Source organism: Chryseobacterium urinae, from assembly GCF_030518295.1.
GTDB lineage: Bacteria > Bacteroidota > Bacteroidia > Flavobacteriales > Weeksellaceae > Chryseobacterium > Chryseobacterium mucoviscidosis.
This window is the reverse complement of sequence record NZ_JAULSJ010000017.1, coordinates 13,249-30,139: the sequence shown is the minus strand read 5'-3', so window position 1 is coordinate 30,139 and position 16,891 is coordinate 13,249. Positions and strand designations below refer to the sequence as shown.

12 protein-coding genes are annotated in these 16,891 nt (G+C 36.5%); 8 read left to right on the top strand and 4 right to left on the bottom strand.

Going from position 1 to position 16,891, the window contains the following annotated elements:
* Nucleotides 1–42 precede the first annotated feature (42 nt).
* Nucleotides 43–753 carry a HesA/MoeB/ThiF family protein gene (locus QWT87_RS12130; protein ID WP_302716302.1) on the top strand — a complete coding sequence of 237 codons (711 nt, stop codon included), beginning with the start codon at nt 43–45 and terminating at the stop codon, nt 751–753.
* A 325-nt stretch (nt 754–1,078) separates the two neighbouring features.
* Here QWT87_RS12130 and QWT87_RS12125 read toward each other — a convergent pair whose 3' ends face one another.
* The 4 genes from QWT87_RS12125 to QWT87_RS12110 all read right to left on the bottom strand — a co-directional run bounded on the left by QWT87_RS12125 (nt 1,079) and on the right by QWT87_RS12110 (nt 9,337).
* The gene (locus QWT87_RS12125) at nt 1,079–3,298 is read right to left on the bottom strand and encodes an outer membrane beta-barrel protein (RefSeq protein WP_302716301.1); all 2,220 of its coding nucleotides are present in this window, start codon (nt 3,296–3,298) and stop codon (nt 1,079–1,081) included.
* A 67-nt stretch (nt 3,299–3,365) separates the two neighbouring features.
* Complete coding sequence (locus QWT87_RS12120) at nt 3,366–3,860, bottom strand: hypothetical protein (protein WP_302716300.1); 495 nt, start codon at nt 3,858–3,860, stop codon at nt 3,366–3,368.
* Between the two features lie 110 nt (nt 3,861–3,970).
* The gene (locus QWT87_RS12115; protein WP_302716299.1) at nt 3,971–6,241 is read right to left on the bottom strand and encodes an aconitate hydratase; all 2,271 of its coding nucleotides are present in this window, start codon (nt 6,239–6,241) and stop codon (nt 3,971–3,973) included.
* Between the two features lie 312 nt (nt 6,242–6,553).
* The gene (locus QWT87_RS12110; protein WP_302716298.1) at nt 6,554–9,337 is read right to left on the bottom strand and encodes a bifunctional aconitate hydratase 2/2-methylisocitrate dehydratase; all 2,784 of its coding nucleotides are present in this window, start codon (nt 9,335–9,337) and stop codon (nt 6,554–6,556) included.
* Nucleotides 9,338–9,642: 305 nt separating this feature from the next.
* Between QWT87_RS12110 and QWT87_RS12105 the strand changes: the two genes are divergently transcribed.
* The 7 genes from QWT87_RS12105 to QWT87_RS12075 all read left to right on the top strand — a co-directional run bounded on the left by QWT87_RS12105 (nt 9,643) and on the right by QWT87_RS12075 (nt 16,827).
* Entirely contained in the window at nt 9,643–10,413 is a 771-nt protein-coding gene (locus tag QWT87_RS12105) for a WG repeat-containing protein (RefSeq protein ID WP_302716297.1), read from the top strand.
* Between the two features lie 319 nt (nt 10,414–10,732).
* The gene (locus QWT87_RS12100) at nt 10,733–12,850 is read left to right on the top strand and encodes a TonB-dependent receptor (RefSeq protein WP_302716296.1); all 2,118 of its coding nucleotides are present in this window, start codon (nt 10,733–10,735) and stop codon (nt 12,848–12,850) included.
* A gap of 271 nt (nt 12,851–13,121) precedes the next feature.
* Nucleotides 13,122–13,886, top strand: coding sequence for a hypothetical protein (locus QWT87_RS12095; RefSeq protein ID WP_302716295.1), 765 nt, complete (start codon nt 13,122–13,124; stop codon nt 13,884–13,886).
* Nucleotides 13,887–14,072: 186 nt separating this feature from the next.
* Nucleotides 14,073–14,849: an HU domain-containing protein gene (locus tag QWT87_RS12090; RefSeq protein ID WP_302716294.1), complete on the top strand. Its 777-nt coding sequence runs from the start codon at nt 14,073–14,075 to the stop codon at nt 14,847–14,849.
* Nucleotides 14,837–15,355 carry an acyl-CoA thioesterase gene (locus QWT87_RS12085; RefSeq protein WP_271248589.1) on the top strand — a complete coding sequence of 173 codons (519 nt, stop codon included), beginning with the start codon at nt 14,837–14,839 and terminating at the stop codon, nt 15,353–15,355. Before QWT87_RS12090 ends, QWT87_RS12085 begins: the two co-directional genes overlap by 13 nt.
* Before the next feature lie 102 nt (nt 15,356–15,457).
* Nucleotides 15,458–15,850 (top strand): GxxExxY protein, encoded by a 393-nt coding sequence (locus tag QWT87_RS12080; RefSeq protein ID WP_337250579.1) that lies wholly within the window; start codon nt 15,458–15,460, stop codon nt 15,848–15,850.
* 47 nt (nt 15,851–15,897) lie between these two features.
* A complete protein-coding gene (locus QWT87_RS12075) occupies nt 15,898–16,827 on the top strand; it encodes a 2-hydroxyacid dehydrogenase (RefSeq protein ID WP_302716293.1) in 930 nt (309 codons plus the stop codon).
* Nucleotides 16,828–16,891 lie beyond the last annotated feature (64 nt).

The window sequence follows — 16,891 nt, the reverse complement described above, 5'->3', positions numbered from 1 at the left end:
TTTCCAAGATGCACAACAGGTAGTTAAAAAATAAAAATTGTAATGAAAAAAGAAGACATTTTCTCAAGATACAGCCGACAGATCTTCATAGAAGAAATCGGTCTGGAAGGTCAAAGAAAAATAATGAATTCTAAAGTTTTGGTAATTGGAGCCGGAGGTTTGGGAAGCCCCGTTATTCAATATTTGGCTGCTGCAGGTGTCGGAACTTTGGGTGTCTTGGACTTTGATGAGGTGGAACTCCATAATTTAAACCGACAAATTATTCATAATGAAAAATCAGTTGGAATTTCTAAAGTAAAAAGCGCCGAAATGTTTGTCAGAAACTTAAATCATCAAATTAAATTTATTGGGATTGAACAAAAAATGGATGAAACAAACGCTGAAGAATTGATTTCCGGATTTGATATCATTATTGATGGTTCCGATAATTTTAAAACAAGATATTTGATTAATGATGTCTGTGTTAAGCTTAAAAAACCTTTGGTTTATGGAAGCATTCTCGGTTTTTCAGGACAGGTTGCGATTTTTAATTATAATGGAAGCAAAAATTTAAAAGATATTTTCCCTGAACCGTCTTTTGATGAACATCTTCCGGATTGCGACAGCTTAGGCGTTTTGGGAGCTTTACCCGGAATTGTAGGAAGTATGATGGCGAATTTGGCTTTGAAAATTATTACAGATTTACCATTGCCGTTGAATCAGTTAACGTTGATTGATACATTGAATTGGAGATTCCAGACGATTGATTTCTAATTTAAACACAAATAGCACGAATGCTTTGCACAAATCGCACAAATATTCTAAGTTTTGGTTAAAGCCTTTCTTTGGGGCGTAAAAAAAGCGGATTTTAGTCCGCTCGTATCGCCTAAACACTAATGACACAAATGTTTTGCACAAATCGCACAAATATTCTAAGTTTTGGCTAAAGCCTTTCTTTGGAGCATAAAAAAGCGGACTAAAGTCCGCTCCTATTGATAAAATAAATACTTATTAGTTTCAATTTTGCTTAATCATTATAAATCAAAATTATTCGTGAAATTTGTGCCAAGCATTCGTGCAATTTGTGTTTAGAAAAAAACTACTGTCCCTGCTGCATCACACCGCCATTTTCATCTTTCTTCGTCTGATTCAGAATGTTTGCATCTTCTTTTGCCAATTTATTTTTCGTCGGGATTTTGTAATTAACCGATAATCCGAAATTTCTTGAGTCGTATTTCGTTCTCAGCATAACCGTTTCTCCTGAAGGCGGATTCGAGCGAACCTGCATCAATTGTCCGTTGAAAATATCATTGGCAAAAACAGAAACCGTCAAACGATTGTCCATAAATTTCTTCGTCAGCGTAAGATCCACAGAATTGTTGAATGGTTTTTCTGCGGTGAAATAAAAATACCCTGCTTTTGGAGTCAGATAACTGTAATTGGCGGTTAATTTGATTTCTTTCGGTAAAATGATCTGCGTCATCAGATTCAGAATCCAGAATCCTTTATTGTTCAGATTGTCAATATCATGTTTCTGATAACCTGCGTAAATGTACATGAAGTTGATCTTATCCGGATTGAAATTAAACTTCATAATTTCGCTCAGCGGTTTGCTGAAAATCATGAAAGGAACCGGTAATCCGACATTGAAATTGTGGATTTTCATTTCAGAAATATTAATCTGCTCGTTGAACAGATTTTTTCCGTCTTTTCTGATGATCTGCGCTACCTGATTTTTCGCTGAACTTACACTGTATCCGATAAATGCATAATCGAAAGCTGAAATTTTTATTTCATAATTATCAAAAATTGTTGGCTGAAGATTCGGGTTTCCCGTTACCTGCGTATTCGGTCCCTGAAATGTGGTGTTATTAGGGTTTAAGGCAGAAATACTCGGCAAATTGATCTTTTTATTGTAATTCGCTGCTACGTATACCTGATTCATCAGATTGTACTGAACACTTGCGTTCGGGAACAGTTTAAACTTGTTAAAAGGAAGAAGATCTGCCTCAATAAGATTTTTGTTGTTGTAATATCTTGTAACACCGGAAATATCATAATTTTCAGCACGAGTTCCCAAAATAAAATCAAACTTTTTCAGCTTAGCCTGAAATTCCAGATAAGTTGCCGTTGTCTGTCTGGTGTATTCTAAATTCGTGATTCCTTTGCTTTCCGTATTAAAATTCTGATGCTCGTACAATCCTCCCAAACTTACTTTTCCGCCGTCCAGAATCTTTAAAGGCTGAGAATAATCTACCTTAAAATTGGCGATTTCCATATCCGATTTGTTGTTCAGCTTATTAGAAAAAGGAATTCTGGGACTATTTTCAACAGGATTGGTATAAACCACATCTGTAAAAATATTATCCTGAATAAATTTACTGTCGGATTTTGTAAAACCAAACTGTAAATCCAGCTTCTGAGATTTTTCTGTAAAACGTTTCTGATAGGTTACCACAGCTTCCTGTCTCAAATTATCGGTGTGAGCTGCATCAAAGGATGAAAAATTTCCTTCTCTGATAATATTCGGATTCAGATAATACGGAAGATCTGCAAGTCCGTTGCTGGCTGTATAATTATCATTGTTGTTATGGTAAATATCATAATTTAAAAGCAATCTGTCCTGTCCGAGATCAAAAGTAAGCCCGGATTTTGCAAAATATCCTCTTCCCACTCTGTCCGTATTGCTTAACATCAGATTGTCCTGATTGCTGTTCAGCATACTTTCACGGTAATTCTGCCCAACATTCAGTTGCCATCCGAAAATTTTATTTCTCGCATTCAGATTTAAAGAGTTGCTTGTTCTGCTTCTGAATTTATCATAATTCGTAAAAGAATAATTTCCTGAATAGGTTGCCGTTAAATATTTATTCGCATTTTTATTGGTAATAATATTCATGATCGCACCGCCTGAAGTGGCAGGAAATTCCGCGCCGGGCTGTGTAATAACTTCAATTCGGTCTACAGAATTGGCGGGCATTCCTTCAAGAAAAGAATTTAGCTCATTGGAAGTAATGTTCAAAGGTCTTCCGTTTAAATAAACATCCAGAACTTTTCCCTGATACATCATTCCTGCGATATCGGTAGAAACCAAACCGGGAAGTTTTTTGATGCCTTCCAGAACGTTTCCGTTATTAAGCTGCGGCTGTTCCGAAAAATCGAAAATCGTACGGTCGGCTTTCTGTTCAACGGCTTTTTTAGTTTTGGTAATGGTTACTCCTTCAATTTGTTTTTCTTTGGTTGCCTGGTTATTCGTTTTTTCCTGGGCAAAAGAAAAGATGCTGCCCAAAAGTGATAACGCAATAATTGCTTTTTTCATAATGTCTTTCTGATATCCTATTAGACAATGAAAAAAGTACTTTTGTTACATTTTTATTCACTTAAATTTAAAATCTATACCCTGCTGAAATAAAGAGGCGGAATAATCCACCATACTGATCTCTGTCTGAAGCAGATAAATTTTTAACAATTCCGGCTTCCAGACCAGCTTCCACAAAGAGATTTGATAGAAATACATATTTTTCTCCAACTCCGGCTCCGATTCCTAAAGATGATCCCCATTTCTCATTATTTAAAGTCTGAACATTATCGTCGAGCGGAGAATATTTGTTTCTGTTGTAAATAGCTAATGCTTCAATAAAAAAATCTTTTGCAATACCTTCATTGTCTGTGTAAAATCTATAATATGGCATAACCGTATATTTTTCTTTCCATTGGTATATAAAATAACTTCCTATTCCGGCATTGTAATTAATAATTCGTTCATATCCAATATCAATTCTTGATTTAAATATTCCAAAGGCATTAATTTTTACTTCGTTGTTTTCCTGCGCGAAAGAGAGTAGAGGAAGAAACGATAAAAGCAGTAAAAGTTTTTTCATAGTTCAGTTTTACTCTTAGTTTTTAAAGCCTAAAAATAAGCTAAATCAATATAAAACAAAAAGCAACTTCAATCTGAAGTTGCTTTTTTATGATTAATTAAATCTAACAATTAATTTTTCTCCTGTTGTTTGATCAGATTCAGAGCAGAACCTGCCTTAAACCAGTCAATTTGCTGATCGTTGTAGGTATGGTTTGCCATCACAATGTCTTTCGTACCATCTGAATGGATGAATTCTAAAGTCAGTTGTTTTCCCGGAGCAAACTGATCGAGATCCAAGAAGTTGATCACATCATCTTCCAGAATTTTATCATAATCTGCTTCATTGGCAAAAGTAATTCCCAACATTCCCTGTTTTTTAAGGTTGGTTTCATGAATTCTCGCAAACGATTTTACCAAAACAGCTTTTACGCCCAAATGTCTCGGTTCCATTGCAGCATGCTCTCTTGAAGAACCTTCCCCGTAGTTTTGGTCTCCCACAACGATGGATGGAATTCCTGCGGCTTTATAATCTCTCTGTACAGCAGGAACTTCTCCGTATTCTCCTGTAAGCTGATTTTTAACTTTATTCGTTTCCATGTTGAACGCATTAACTGCTCCGATCAACATATTATTTGAAATATTATCAAGGTGACCTCTGTACTTCAGCCATGGTCCTGCCATAGAAATGTGATCCGTTGTACATTTTCCAAAAGCTTTTATTAAAAGTCTTGCTCCTGTAATATTTTTGCCGTCCCAAGCCGGAAATTCTTCAAGCAACTGAAGTCTGTCTGAAGTTGGGCTTACATTTACCTGAACAGAAGATCCGTCTTCAGAAGGCGCCTGATAACCATTGTCATCCACAGCGAATCCTTTTTCCGGTAATTCAAAACCTTTAGGCTCGTCTAATTTAATCTGCTCTCCGGCTTCGTTGGTTAAAGTATCGGTAATCGGATTAAAATCCAGTCTGCCCGAAATTGCCACAGCCGCTACCATTTCCGGAGAAGCTACGAAAGCGTGGGTATTTGGATTTCCGTCTGCTCTTTTTGCAAAGTTTCTGTTGAAAGAGTGAATGATCGAATTCTTTTCACCTTTTTCAGCGCCTTCTCTGTCCCATTGTCCGATACAAGGTCCGCAGGCGTTCGTAAAGATTCTAGCATTCTCAAACTTTCTGAATGAATTCAGGAAGCCGTCTCTTTCTGCGGTAAATTTCACCTGCTCAGAACCCGGATTAATTCCTAAAATAGCTTTTGGTTTTACTCCTTTTGCTACTGCGTCTTCCACGATAGAAGCTGCTCTTGATAAATCTTCGTAGGACGAATTGGTACAAGAACCAATCAGTGCCCATTCTACTTCTAAAGGCCATCCGTTGGCTTCTGCTTTTGCTCTGAATTCAGAAACAGGCGTAGCCAGATCTGGAGTGAAAGGTCCGTTTAAGTGAGGAGTCAGTTCAGAAAGATTAATTTCAATTAGCTGATCAAAATATTGTTCAGGATTTGCATACACTTCAGGATCTCCTGTTAAATGTTCTGCAATCTGATCTGCCGCATCTACAACATCCTGTCTTCCGGTAGACGAAAGGTACCTTCTCATGGAATCATCATATCCGAAAGTAGAAGTCGTTGCTCCGATTTCTGCTCCCATATTACAGATGGTTCCTTTTCCTGTCGCTGAAAGAGATTGTGCTCCTTCTCCGAAATATTCTACGATGCAGCCTGTTCCTCCTTTTACGGTAAGAATTCCTGCCACTTTTAAGATCACATCTTTTGCGGAAGTCCAGCCCGACATTTTGCCGGTTAGTTTTACACCGATTAATTTTGGCATTTTAAGTTCCCAAGCCATTCCCGCCATTACGTCAACTGCATCTGCACCACCAACTCCGATGGCAACCATTCCTAAACCTCCTGCGTTTACGGTATGAGAGTCAGTTCCGATCATCATTCCTCCCGGGAAAGCATAGTTTTCCAGTACAACCTGATGGATGATTCCGGCTCCCGGTTTCCAGAAACCGATTCCGTACTTATCACAAACCGAACTCAGGAAATTGAAAACTTCCGAGTTTTTGTTGATACCTTCCTGTAAATCTGCTTCTGCACCTACTCTTGCCTGAATAAGGTGATCGGCGTGAGCGGTTGAAGGAACAGCTACTTTTGCTTTTCCTGCCTGCATAAACTGAAGCAGCGCCATTTGTGCCGTTGCATCCTGCATCGCTACTCTGTCTGGTGCGAAATCTACATAAGAATTTCCTCTTTCGTGTGCCTGTGTTGCGTGTCCTTCCCAAAGGTGGGTGTAAAGGATTTTTTCTGAAAGGGTAAGAGGTTTTCCCACTACTCTTCTTGCCGCAGCAATTCTTTCCGGGTAACGCTCGTACACTTTTTTGATCATATCAATATCAAAAGTCATATCTGAATTTATTTTTCTTCTGTTTTAATTATTTGCTCTTTGCGATTAAATAAATTAACATCATTAAATTATCAAATTCTATTCCTGTATGCTTTTAAAAAGGATAAAAAATGATAAATAATTCTGAAATTTCCAACCTTCAAGTTAAGAAAAAATAAAATTTTTGTGATTGATCTAAGTTAAAATAATTTTTGCAGATCTTTAAATGGAAAGATTCTAAATAAAAAATTGAAAGATTCTACATCTTTACGAGTAAAATCTTTCAATTCTATAAATTGTTAAAACAGCCTTTACGGCTTATTTGTAAGCTTTTTAGTGAGCACTTGTACTTGTCAGTTCTTTAATAGAAGGAACAAAAGTAGTAAGGTCGATCCCTTCAACCGCTGTTTTATACTCATCGATGCTTGGAATTCTTCCCATGATCGCAGAAAGTACAACCACCGGAGTTGAAGCTAATAGAGATTCTCCTTTTTTACGTTCAGAATCTTCCACCACTCTGCCTTGGAAAAGACGTGTAGAAGTGGCTAAAACCGTATCTCCTTTTGCTGCTTTTTCCTGATTCCCCATACAAAGGTTACATCCCGGTCTTTCTAGATACATCATGTTTTTGTATTCAACACGAGCTTCGCCTTTAGGAGCATTATCGTCAAACTCAAAACCTGAATATTTTTCTAAAAATTCCCAGTCGCCTTCAGCTTTTAATTCATCAATGATGTTATAGGTAGGAGCAGCAACCACAAGCGGAGCTTTAAATTCTACGGTACCGTTTTGTTTTTCAATGTTTTTAAGCATTTGAGAAACAATTTTAAGATCTCCTTTGTGAACCATACAAGATCCTACGAAACCAAGATCTACTTTTTTCTCACCACCATAATACGTTAAATCTCTGATGGTATCGTGCGTATATCTTTTAGAAACATCTTCGTTGTTTACATCCGGATCGGCGATCATTGGTTCTACGATGGCATCAAGATCTACAACAACTTCAGCGTAATATTTAGCATTGGAATCCGGAGTCAGAGCAGGTTTTTCACCGGATCTGATTTCCTCAATTCTTTTATTAGCCTTGTCAATTAATCCCTGAAGAACCTGATTGTGGTTATCCATTCCTTTATCGATCATGATCTGGATTCTGCTTTTTGCAATTTCCAGAGACTCGATTAAAGTAGCATCTTCAGAAATATTGATGGAAGCTTTTGCTTTCATTTCAGCCGTCCAGTCTGTGAAGGTAAATGCCTGATCGGCAGGAAGTGTTCCAATGTGAACCTCAATAATTCTTCCCTGGAATACGTTCTCTCCTCCGAACTGTTTCAGCATCTGAGCCTGAGTTGCATGAACCACATCACGGAAATCCATATGCTCTTTCATGGTTCCTTTGAATGTAACTTTTACAGATTCCGGAATTGGCATTGATGCTTCTCCTGTCGCCAAAGCAAGGGCAACAGTTCCTGAATCTGCTCCGAAAGCAACTCCTTTAGACATTCTCGTGTGAGAATCTCCACCGATGATGATTGCCCATTCGTCTACGGTAATATCGTTAAGAACTTTGTGAATAACGTCTGTCATCGCGTGATATTCACCTTTCGGGTCACGTGCAGTGATCAAACCGAATTCGTTCATGAATTTCATTAATTTAGGAATATTAGCCTGTGCTTTTTTATCCCAAACTGAAGCGGTGTGACATCCGGACTGGTAAGCTCCGTCTACTACCGGAGAAATTACCGTTGCAGCCATAGATTCCAGTTCCTGAGCCGTCATTAAACCGGTAGTATCCTGAGAACCTACGATGTTTACTTTCACACGTACATCAGAACCTGCGTGTAAGATTTTACCCGGAGTTTTTCCTAATGCATTTCTGTTAAAGATTTTTTCAACCGCAGTAAGCCCCTGTCCTTCGTGATAAATTTCTTTAGAAGGTGCAAAAACTACCGGAGCTTCGATGCCTAAAACTTCAGCAGCAAATGTCTGTAATTTTTTACCGAACACGATGGCGTAAGATCCTCCCGCTTTAATGAATTCCATTTTCTGCGGTGTGAAAGATTTTGTAAGATCAATAAGTTCCTGATCTCCGTTGTATAATTTTTTCTCTTTGGTATTGATGGTTAAAACCGTTCCCGTTGCAACAGAATAAGTCTGCTCAAGAATAGGTTCGCCTTCTTCGTTAAGAACAGCATTTCCGTTTTCGTCTACTTTCTTTACCCAGTTTTTAAGATCGATTCCAATTCCGCCTGTTACGTCTACTGTTGTAAGGAAGATAGGAGAAATGCCGTTTGTTCCTCCAACGATAGGAGCAATATTTACGAAAGGAATATAAGGACTTGCCTGTTTTCCTGTCCAAAGTGCAACGTTGTTTACACCGGACATACGCGAAGAACCAACTCCCATTGTTCCTTTTTCTGCGATAAGCATTACGCTTGCATCCGGATGTTTTGCCTGTAACGCTTTGATTTCTTCCTGTGCCTGAGGCGTAATCATACATTTACCGTGTAATTCGCGGTCTGATCTTGAGTGTGCCTGATTACCCGGAGAAAGTAAGTCGGTAGAAATGTCTCCTTCACCTGCGATGAAAGTAACCACTTTAATTTCTTCAGCAACTTCAGGAAGTTTTGTGAAGAATTCTGCTTTTGCATAGCTTTCCAGAATTTCTTTTGCAATTTCGTTCCCGATATTGAAGGCTTCTTTCAGACGGGTTGTATCTGCTTCATATAGGAAAACCTGTGTTTTCAGTACTTCTGCAGCCTGTTTTGCAACATTTTCATCGTTGCCTAAAGCAAGATCCAGCAATACTTCGATAGATTTTCCACCTTTCATGTGGGATAACAATTCGAAAGCAAAAGCCGGAGAGATTTCTTCTACTACAGATTCACCAAGAATAATTTCTTTTAAAAATTTAGCTTTTACACCGGCTGCACTCGTAGTTCCGGGTAATGTGTTGTAAATAAAAAATTTAAGAGAATCAGCCCTGTATTCGTTTGCTGTATCTTTAATCTGTGCGATGATCTCGCTTAATAATTCTGCACTGTCAATCGGCTTTGGATGAAGCCCCTGAGTTTTTCTTTCTTCAATCTCTTGGATGTAATCCTGATAAATATTCATAATAATAGAAATCTTTTCAATCTTAATCGGATGATAATCAACATTATTCACGAGAAGATTATCGTCGCATGTTTTCCGGCAGAGTTATTATTTTTTTGTTTATTTGATCTAAGCAAGAAGCTGAAATTTTTAGATAGAATATTAAAAATGACTTCTTTAAGACGTTGGTAATAATAAACGCCTGAAAACGTGCCCAAATTTACGGAATTTTAGAATTTTTTCAAGTTTAAATTATTTAGATTCTTTATAAATATGTATTTTATATTTTCTATTTTTGGCGATATTTTTGCAAACAATTGATGATTATGAAAAATGTAGCTTCGGTTTTATTCCTTTTTATTTCGGTTTTTATGTTTTCTCAGGCTAAAACAGTGAAGAAATTGCCTTCGAAGACAGGTTCTAAAACTGCGGTTAAAAAATTACCAGAAAAGGCAAAACTTAATAGCAATTTTCCGATCATCAACGAAGAGCTTCCGCTTTTAATTCCGAAAAAACAGGACGGCAAATTCGGATATGTGAACCAAAAAGGAAAATTCATTATCCAGCCGGAATATCATATTGCGGTATTTTTCTATGAAGACTGTAATCTTCTGAACTCTCCAAATGTAAAACTCAGAAAATTCGGGACTGCGGATTATGCAACGGTAGAAAAAGATGAAATTTCTTACCGTGTCGACAGAACAGGCAAAAGGGTGTATCAGTATAAACAGTCCGATTTGGCAAAATGTCCTCACAAAGAATATGTTCAGCAGCTTTTTCAGGTGTATACGATGAATGGTTTTTTCGGAATCATCGAAAAAGCAACGTTTGAAAATCCTTATGATTACAAGCAGTTTAAAATTTATCCTCAATACGACTATCTTTTTATTTTAGAAGGTGATGATGTTGCCAATCCCATGATTATTGCTTCAAAAAATAATGTTTTCGGAGTGGTGGATGTGAATGGAAAGGTGATTATTCCGTTTGAATATTCTGATATTAAACGAAATTTTAGCTGGAAGCTTGGTAAAATGTTCGAGGTTTCAAAAGACAGTAAGAATTATTACTATGTAGATTCGCAGAATAAGACCTATTAGATTTAAACACGGATTACAAGAATCTTTTACAAATAGCACAAACCTTTAATCAAAATGATCTTGGTGAAAAAATAGGTTGAAAAACGTAATTTCCTACAGTTGGTAAATTTTTCGTAATTTCGCGGCTGAAATAAAGGGGTGCTGTAGCAAGCTGAGATTATACCCAATGAACCTGGAACGGGTAATGCCGTTTAGGGAAATTAAAAATGAGCAATAGGTAATGAGCAATGAGTAATCCTCATCATATTACTTATTACCGATTACTAATTACTCATCATAATCCGCCCCTTTTATTCATTAAATTTTAAAGATTTATAGAATGAAAGGATTATTTTTTTTAGGGCTTACCGTTGGCTCTTTCGCTTTTTTACAGGCACAGAATTCCGATTCCCTGAAAGTAAGGGAAATTGAAGCTGTTAATTTTACCAAAAGACTTCCTGTTGCCAAAGAAATCATCGATGTCCAGAAAGATTTGGACAGCAGAAATTTAGGACAGGATCTTCCGATTTTACTGAAGAATCAGACTTCTGTCATTTCAACTTCAGATGCCGGAAACGGAGTGGGGTATACAGGATTCCGGATTCGTGGCGTTGCGGGAAGCGCCATCAATGTCATGATGAACGGCGTTCCGTACAATGATTCCGAAAGTCAGGGGACATTTTTCGTGAATGTTCCGGATCTTACAAGTTCGGCATCACAGATTTTAATTCAGAGAGGGGTGGGAACTTCCAATAATGGTTCTGCGGCTTTTGGAGCAAGTATTAATGTGCTTTCCAAAGATCCTGATGAGAAGTTTTATTTTAAAACAGACGACAGTTACGGATCGTTTAATACCTATAAATACTCTGCGGAAATAGGTTCCGGAAAATTCTGGGGAAACCGTCTTTCTGTAATGGGAAGATATACCCACATCAATTCTGACGGATATATAGACCGCGCTTTTTCAAAATTAAATTCTTACAATCTGACCGCTTTGTATGAAGAAGGGAATACAAGAATTCGTCTGATGGCTTTCGGAGGAAAAGAAAAAACGTATCAGGCGTGGAACGGAATCGACCGGAAAACATGGGAAACCGATCCTAAATTTAATTATTCGGGAGCGATTTACGATTCGAATTGGGAAAACATCGTCGGGTTTTACGATAATGAAACGGATAATTACCGACAAAACCATTATCAGTTGCTTTGGGAACAGAAATTCAATGAAAGATGGAATTTAGAAACAACGGCACATTACACCAAAGGAAAAGGATATTATGAAAACTATAAGCAGGACGCTAAATTTTCGAAATATAATCTTCCTAACTTCATCAACGGTTCTCAAACCTTGACGAGAACGGATTTCATCAGAAAAAAATGGCTGGATAACGATTTTTACGGAGTTGTTTCCACGCTTTACGGAAAATTGGGAGCTGTTGATGTGAACTTCGGAGCCTTTGCCAATCAATATTACGGAAGACATTTCGGAAATGTAACTGGCGTTTTTCTTCCTCAAATTGATGAACATGAATATTACAGAAACCGCTCTGTGAAAAACGAAGTTTCAGGTTTTGCCAAAGCACTGGTAAGAATGGATGATTTTGAATTTTTCGGAGACCTGCAATTGAGAAATGTAGATTATGATACAAAAATCATCATGGCAGGAGATGGAGAAGGGGCTGATTTAAATAAAAACTGGCTGTTCTTTAATCCAAAAGCGGGAATCAATTATAAAATTTCAGCAGGAAAAATTTTCGTTTCTTATGCTCATGCGCACCGCGAACCGAACAGAGATGATCTTTTGGCAAACAATGAAGTGAAGGCTGAAAAGCTGCATGATTTCGAAGCTGGAGTAGAGAAGCAGTTCGGAAAAGTGTCTTTTACCGCGAACTTATATTATATGTATTATGTGAATCAGTTGGTTTTAAATGGCGAACTGAATAATGTGGGTGCTTTCATCAGAACGAATTCCGGGAAAAGCTACCGAAGCGGAATCGAGCTTGGAGCTTTGGCAAAACTTTCCAAACAATGGGAACTTTCCGGAAATGTGAGTTTCAGCAACAACAGAAATTTAGATTTTAAAGTGGAAACAGAAACGGGCGTTAAAGATCTCGGAAATACGCAGATTTCTTTTTCTCCGGATGTGATTGCCAATTTAGGTTTGAAATTCAATCCGACACAGAATTTCCAGTTTGCATTGATGAATCAGTATGTCGGAAAACAATATCTGGATAATTCGGAAGATGAAAATTTACAGCTTAAAGATTATTTTTTAACCGATTTTAATGCACAGTATCAGTTTAAAATTAAAAATAATGAGATTGCCCTGAAGCTTTTGGTTAATAATTTATTCAATAAAAAGTATGTGAACAACGGAGCTGTTTATGACGGCTCTCCGTATTATTTTTCTCAGGCAGGAACGAATTTTATGTTTGGGATCAGCTGGAAAATTCAGTAAATATTCAGGCTATATTTAAGATTAATTATAGAATGTAAAGTTAGATTTAAGACTGCTTCGGCAGTCTTTTTTATTAGTAAACTTGCTTCTGAGTAAGATTTTTAATTGTAATTATCGCATTCATTAAGATAGAGTTCTGCTCCAACGCTGAAATTTTTATGTACTTTTGAGAAAAAAGACACAGATAATTATATGTCTTATAAAGCCATAGTCTAGGAATCTGTTCCTACTACAGTAATCAAAAACACCATTTAGAAATGGCAGATGAAAAATGGAAAATATAAATAAAAACTTTTATAATAGAGAATGGAAATATATTTTAAGTTTAATATTCTTATTTCCGTTCATTTTAAATGCACAAAAATTTCCTCTCAATGAGAATTTTTATATTGACAGAATAATTGGATTAGATTCTGTTAATATTTATCAATATAGATTGATTAAATATCCTCTAAAAAAAGATCAAAAGACAAATTATTTATATTATTTAAGTTTTGATACTGATGGTAAATTTGACTCACGTGATTCTGGCTCAACCTGTGGTTTAGATATATACAAATCAATATCCGGAAGTTATCAATTAATTGATGATTCTCATATTTTATTAACGCCAAAATTATATCATAACTCCAAAAAGTTATATCCGGAAACAATCTCTTCAAAATCGTATTTGTTCTTTATCTCAAAAGAAAGTGAAGATTATTTTAAGCTGATTCAAAGTAAAGGAAATATTAAAGACGATAAAAAAAACGCAATCTTATCAAAAGAACTAGATAAGAAAATTAAAACATATGATAGGAGAAGTATTTTCGAGTTATGTGATTATAAACCAAAATCAAAGGATAATATTTCTAGAGTAGATGAATATATAAGAAATGTTTGGAGAAAAAATCCGAAAGATTATGATATTCTTTTTGTTGCATGGTATCCTGATGATTTTTTAGTTAATATAGTTTACAGCAGAAAAACAAAAAAGAGAACATTAATACTAAATTATGTGGCAAAATATGTAGAAAATACAATGGGGCATATCTAAGAAATTAAAATAGAAATATCTACAGTCTACAACAAATTATTGTCAGAAGAATAAGTCATACACATGAAAATCTAATCCTTATTCATTAGATGAATTATATGATTGGTTAAAAATAAATTTGGTTACAGTTAAGCATGAAATATTTTAATCTATTTTTTACTCAAAAAGTCATAAATTTGCTGCCAAATGAATATTTCAGCTTACATTTTAGAATATTTGAAACAATTCGGGACCGTTATTGTTCCGGATTTTGGCGTTTTTTCTTTGGAAAATTCCAAAGCCATTATCAATTCCGAAAATGGGAGCATTCTTCCTCCTGCAAGCAAAATCGTTTACAGTTCCGATTATGAGGCGAAATCTGATGATTTGGCATCTTTTATTGCGGGGCAGAAACAGATGACTTTGGAAGCTTCAAAAACAGATCTTCAGATTCAGACCGATTTTTGGAAGAAAAAACTGCAGGCAGATCAGACGCTTGAAATTCAGGGTTTAGGAGTCCTTTTTGTAGAAGACGGCAAAACGCACTTCAAAGGAAACAGACTGCAGTCGGATCATCCGGATTTTTATGGTCTTGAAGAAATTAAGATTTCCGATATTAGCAATAAAAACATTCCGTTAGCAACTTCTCTGAATACTGAGAAAGATTATCAGTTTAATAAATCTATTCTTTGGGCTTTTCTGGTTATCATCCCGATTTTAGGAATCGTATACGTAGCATACACTCAACAGGAACTTCTTTTCGGAGAGAAATCTTTTGACAAAGCCAATGTCTCTGTACAGACAAAAACACACAGAATTCAGGACACTGTAAAAGCTCAGCCAAAAATAATGAATCCTGCTCCGGTTGCAGATTCTTTAAAGAAAGATTCTGTGGTTCCAAAAGCGGTTCAGCCTGCAGTGAAAAATGCGGCAAAAGTTCCGGCAACTCAAAACAACACTAAGACAACGAAATGGCAAAAATAAAAAAGGCGTCAGAATCTCTGACGGTGATGACGAATATTGTACTTCCGAATGACACCAACCAATTGAGAAACCTTTTCGGAGGAGAACTATTGGCAAGAATGGACCGATGTGCTTCGATTTCCGCAACAAGACATTGCGAAAGAAGAGTCGTAACGGCATCCGTAAATCACGTTTCATTCGATCATCCGATTCCGGAAGGAGGAATTGTTGTGATGGAATCCAAAGTTTCCAGAGCTTTTTCCACCTCAATGGAAATTTATGTAGATGTTTGGCTGGATGATCCGATCAATCATAAAAAAATTCAGACCAACAAAGGAATTTATACCTTCGTTGCGGTAGATGAGTTCAACAGACCGATCCCGATTCCAGATATGGAACCTGAAACAGATCTTGAAAAAGAACGATATGCAGCAGCACTGAGAAGAAAAGAACTTTCTCTGATTCTGTCCGGAAGAATGAAACCCTCTGAATCTATTGAGCTTAAAAAGCTTTTCCAGGAACCTTGATTAAACACAAATAACACAGATGGTTACACAAATTTCGCAAGTAATTTTATTTCGTTACTACACTCAAAAAGAAATTTGTGTTTTAAATTATTATAACACAAGATGAAAAATGATATTTCTGAAAATGAAATCTCGAAAATAGTTTATGAGTCCGGTTATTTAATTCATAAAGTTTTAGGACCCGGATTGTTGGAGAGTGCTTACGAAGAATGTATGCTGTATGAACTGCAAAAGCAGGGACTTTTTGTAGAAAAACAAAAACCAATGCCTTTGATTTATGAAGATGTGAAATTAGATGTAGGTTACAGGCTCGATTTATTTATTGAAAATAAATTTATATTAGAAATAAAATCCGTTGAGTTACTGAATGATGTGCATTTAGCTCAGATTCTTACATATCTTCGATTAAGCAATTCCAAACTTGGAATGTTGATTAATTTTAATACCCATCAGTTTAAAGATGGAGTAAAAAGAGTAATCAACGGCAAATTATAGTTTAGTGTCATTTGTGCAACAATATTAGTGTCATTAGTGTTAAAAAAATGAAAATTTTACTCCTCGATAAAAACCACCCCTTAATTACCGAACAGCTTCTGGCTAAAAACTTTATTCTGGAAGAGGATTTCAGCTCTTCTTATGATGAGGTTTGTGCTAAAATTGAAAAGTACGACGGAATTATCATCCGAAGCAGAATTCCTTTGGACAAGAATTTTTTAGAAAAAGCTAAAAATCTGCAATTCATTGCAAGAGTAGGAGCAGGAATGGAAAATATAGATATTTCGGTTGCTGAGAAACTGGGAATTGAACTAATCAATTCTCCGGAAGGAAACAGGGATTCTGTGGCAGAACACGTTGTCGGGATGTTGCTGATTTTAATGAACCGGCTTTTTATCGCTTCTCAAGAAGTGAAAAACGGCATCTGGCTTCGTGAAGAAAACAGAGGCGACGAACTGCTGGGAAAAACAGTGGGACTTATCGGTTACGGAAATATGGGAAAAGCCACAGCAAAAAGACTTTCAGGTTTTGGCTGCACCGTGATTTTTCATGATATTCTTCCTGATCTTTCGGATGAATTTGCAACACAGGTTTCTTTGGAAGAATTAAAGGAAAGAGCCGAAGTTGTAAGCTTACACATTCCATTAACAGAACAGACGTATTATCTGGTGGACGGTTTGTTTATCTCTGAGATGAAAAACAATTTCTATTTTGTAAACACAGCAAGAGGAAAGAATGTTGAAACGAAAAGTTTAGTTGAGGCAATAAAAGCGGGTAAAGTAAAAGGAGCCTGTCTTGACGTTTTGGAATACGAAAAATCCTCTTTCGAAAATCTGGAAACAGAAAATGAAGACCTTCAATACCTTCTGGAATCCGAGAAAGTAATTGTTACTCCGCATATTGCAGGATGGACGGTTCAGAGCAAGGAAAAACTGGCGCAGGTGATTGTCGATAAAATTGTGGCACAGTTTGCTTAGCCTTGAAATTCAGTAATATTAGAAATGAATTTTGACGATACCATTTTATGAATTATTTTTCATT

Bases quoted from the DNA above. Each gene is read 5' to 3' on its own strand.
- QWT87_RS12130 (WP_302716302.1), top strand. From the start codon at position 43: ATGAAAAAAGAAGACATTTTCTCAAGATACAGCCGACAGATCTTCATA.
- QWT87_RS12125 (WP_302716301.1), bottom strand. From the start codon at position 3,298: ATGAAAAAAGCAATTATTGCGTTATCACTTTTGGGCAGCATCTTTTCT.
- QWT87_RS12120 (WP_302716300.1), bottom strand. From the start codon at position 3,860: ATGAAAAAACTTTTACTGCTTTTATCGTTTCTTCCTCTACTCTCTTTC.
- QWT87_RS12115 (WP_302716299.1), bottom strand. From the start codon at position 6,241: ATGACTTTTGATATTGATATGATCAAAAAAGTGTACGAGCGTTACCCG.
- QWT87_RS12110 (WP_302716298.1), bottom strand. From the start codon at position 9,337: ATGAATATTTATCAGGATTACATCCAAGAGATTGAAGAAAGAAAAACT.
- QWT87_RS12105 (WP_302716297.1), top strand. From the start codon at position 9,643: ATGAAAAATGTAGCTTCGGTTTTATTCCTTTTTATTTCGGTTTTTATG.
- QWT87_RS12100 (WP_302716296.1), top strand. From the start codon at position 10,733: ATGAAAGGATTATTTTTTTTAGGGCTTACCGTTGGCTCTTTCGCTTTT.
- QWT87_RS12095 (WP_302716295.1), top strand. From the start codon at position 13,122: ATGGAAAATATAAATAAAAACTTTTATAATAGAGAATGGAAATATATT.
- QWT87_RS12090 (WP_302716294.1), top strand. From the start codon at position 14,073: ATGAATATTTCAGCTTACATTTTAGAATATTTGAAACAATTCGGGACC.
- QWT87_RS12085 (WP_271248589.1), top strand. From the start codon at position 14,837: ATGGCAAAAATAAAAAAGGCGTCAGAATCTCTGACGGTGATGACGAAT.
- QWT87_RS12080 (WP_337250579.1), top strand. From the start codon at position 15,458: ATGAAAAATGATATTTCTGAAAATGAAATCTCGAAAATAGTTTATGAG.
- QWT87_RS12075 (WP_302716293.1), top strand. From the start codon at position 15,898: ATGAAAATTTTACTCCTCGATAAAAACCACCCCTTAATTACCGAACAG.